Source organism: Angustibacter aerolatus, from assembly GCF_054776675.1.
In genome coordinates this window covers 1-1,497 of sequence record NZ_BAAHBM010000187.1, presented here as the reverse complement: position 1 = coordinate 1,497, position 1,497 = coordinate 1, and the positions used below count along the sequence as shown (strand labels likewise).

Sequence of the window (1,497 nt, the reverse complement as noted above, 5' to 3'; positions counted from 1 at the left end):
GCGGCGGCCTGCGCGGACGCCGTGGCGCCGGCCCGCTGCCCGAGACCCCCGGCGCCGCGGACACCGCCGCGCTGCACGCGCTGCTCGACCAGCACCAGGAGTCGCGGCTGCTCCAGCAGCTGCCGCACCCCGAGGCGCTCGCCGAGCACGCACGGCGGGCGCTGACCGCGGCCGGTGCCACCGTGCCGGACGGCACCGACCCGCTGACGCAGGCGGTCGTGCACCAGCTGCGCGAGGTCACCGGGCCGGGCGCCTGGGTGCCGGTCGGCGAGCACGTGCTGCACGTGACGGGTCGCGTCGAGCGGGGCGCCGTCGGGTCGCCGGCCCGCTCGGCCGCCGGGCGCGAGCGGGTCGACGCCGGCACGGGGATGCTGCTGCGCTACCAGGGGTCGAGCTCCACCGTCCGCGCACCCGTCGGCGCGACGGTGCCGGTGCCGGTCGGGCCGGTGATCCTGGTCGGCGGGCTGCAGGTGGCGCCGGGGCAGCGGGCGGGCGGGGACAACGGCCTGACGCTCACCGCCACCGTCAGCAGCGGGACGTCGCGGCCCGCGGGCACCGGCGCCGGCGTCCCGCAGCACCTCGCGCTGCGGGTGGTGGTGCACGCCACCACCGCGGACGGCTCACCCGGGCCGGTGCTGGCCGAGGTCGTCGAACGGCACCGGGTCGTGCTGACGTCGGAGCCCGTGCGGCCGGTCGACGCGCCCCGGTCGGTCGTGCTCGGGCCGCGCCAGCTGGTGCGCTGGGCTGCGGCGGTCGAGGCGCGGGTCGAGGGCGTCGTCGACCACCACGGGCTCGACGAGGTGCGGCGCCGGCACGCGGGGGCGTTCGGTCACCAGCGAGCGGCCGGTCCGGCGATCGACGCCGCCAGCGGCCACGGCGCCGTCGCGACCACCGCGCGCTCGGCGTCCGGCGTGCTGACCGGGCTCGAGCGACCCCGGCTGACGATCGGCGACCGGCACCTCGGCACGGTCGGCACGCACCTGCGCTCGGTGCCGCAGCTGCTGGCGCTGCGGCCGGTCGGGGTGGTGGCGGACGCCGACGTGCGGGCCGGCACCGAGCTGACGTCGTCGTCGCGGTCGACCGACGCGCGGGCCCGGCAGCTGACGGCGGGACCGTCCGCCGCGGCCGTCGTCGGCGTGCCCCACCTCGTGTTCGTGTCGGGTGAGGTCGCCGCGACGCTGAGCCTCGAGGTCGCCGGCCGGTCGAGCACCCTCGACGCGACCCGGGGCGTCAGCTCGCTGGAGGTGACGTCCGGCGAGTCGCTGCTGCTGCTCGGCGACACCCGCCTGCACGACGCGCTGCGGCTGCCGGGCGGCGCCTGGGCTCCCGCCGCGCCGGCCGGCGGGCACCCGGTGACGACGCTGCACAGCGTGCCCGTGCCGCTCGCTGCGGCGCTGGGCCTGGCCACCCCTGGGTCGGAACCGGCGGGGCGGCCGGCCCGGCTCGTGCCCGGCGCGCTGCACGCCGCGCTCGGACCCGCCGCCTGGTCGGCGGCCG

General features: G+C 80.0%; 1 pseudogene. It reads left to right on the top strand.

Annotated features, from left to right (window positions below):
• Nucleotides 1–1,497: pseudogene (locus tag ACYVI6_RS18690) on the top strand (hypothetical protein); the annotation flags it as partial.